1 pseudogene is annotated in these 1,473 nt (G+C 44.7%); it reads right to left on the bottom strand.

Annotation, left to right across the window (positions count from 1 at the left end):
• Positions 1-1,306 (bottom strand): annotated as a pseudogene (locus tag JGK39_RS27745) (hypothetical protein); the annotation flags it as partial.
• Between the last annotated feature and the right edge of the window lie 167 nt (positions 1,307-1,473).

Below are 1,473 nucleotides of genomic sequence, written 5' to 3'. Positions count from 1 at the left end.
CGGATTTTTCAGACTGCTGTGTTTGACTTTCGGGTAAAGTTGTCGAATTTTCGAGCAAATTTCCCGCTGCGACATCCGTCAAAGTTTCGACAACTTCAGGAATTGGCAAACTTGCGGAAGTTTCCTGAGTTGAAATTCGACTTTCGGATGAATTTGTCGAATTTTCGAGCAAGTTTCCCGATGCGACATCCGTCTTAGTTTCGACAACTTCAGAAATTGGCAAACTTGCGGAAGTTTTGAGATTAAAGTTGAGGCTTTCGGGTAAAGTTGCGGAATTTTCGAGCAAGTTTAGATGTGCGACATCCGCCAAATTTTTGACAACTTCAGAAATTGGCAAACTTTCCAGACTTGGCGACTGCGAAAAATCAGATTGAGACTGTACCTCGGTAACTTCCGGCAAAAACTGACTCTCAATCAAAGACAAATAATCAACAGCCTTCGCAAACTCCAACCTTGGGAAAAAAGGAGACAATTTCCAGCGTTTCGCCACCTCTAGCATATCACGAGTCGGGCCGCCGCCGTGGTCGCCAACTCCAGGCAACCAAAGAGAATCTTGCAAACCAGTTTTAGTGTACCAATCAAAAGCATGACTTGCCATTTTGACCGATTCTATATTTTCGCCGATCGCGCCAGACATCATGCTAAATATTTTAGTACCATCCAACCCTTCCCACCAAAAAGCACCGTAGGGAAATTGAGTCGAATCATTCCAGCGCAACTTCTGCGTCACAAAATAGTCAACTCCACCTTGCCGCAAAATCTGAGGTAATTGCCACCCAAAACCAAAAGTATCCGGTAGCCAAGCCACCCGCATCAACTCCCCAAACTTTTCTTTCGCATAACGCTGTCCGTAAAAAACTTGCCGCACCATTGACTCAGTCGAAATCAAGTTTAAATCCGGTTCAACCCACATCCCACCGACAACTTCCCAACAACCCGCAGCCACCTGTTTTTGAATCGCTGCAAATAAGTCAGGGCGGTGCTCTTCCATCCAAGCATAAAGCGCTGGAGTTGAATGACAGAAAATCAAATCTGGAAACTCGGATTGCAATTTCAATACCGACTCAAAAGTTCGTTCCGCCGCTTCCCAAGTTTCCGGGACAGGCCACAGCCAAGCTAAGTCTAAATGAGCGTGACCAACCAAATAGATTTTACCTGTATATATAGATGTATGGTAAGTTTCAAGTGAGTCTGGTGTGGATTGGGAATTGGGAATCGGGGATTGGGAATTGGGAATTGGGAATTGGGAATTGGCTGGCGAGTGCCTGACTTGATTGAGAAAAGCTGTATCGGCAGTTTCACCTATATATATAGATGTGGAGTTCTGATTATCTCCAACCTGAGAAACTTTATTTCTTCCTCCTCCCTCTGTGTCCTCTGCGGCCTCTGCGGTTAAATCATCTAACTCTCCAGAAAAAGAAGGAATATCGGCAGTTTCACCTATATATATAGATGTGGAGTTCTGATTTTCTG

The sequence above is a fragment of the Microcoleus sp. PH2017_12_PCY_D_A genome (assembly GCF_020738565.1).
In the GTDB taxonomy this organism is placed as follows: Bacteria; Cyanobacteriota; Cyanobacteriia; order Cyanobacteriales; family Microcoleaceae; genus Microcoleus.
Note: the sequence above shows the minus strand (reverse complement) of the source record. Positions and strands in the feature narration are given on the sequence as shown.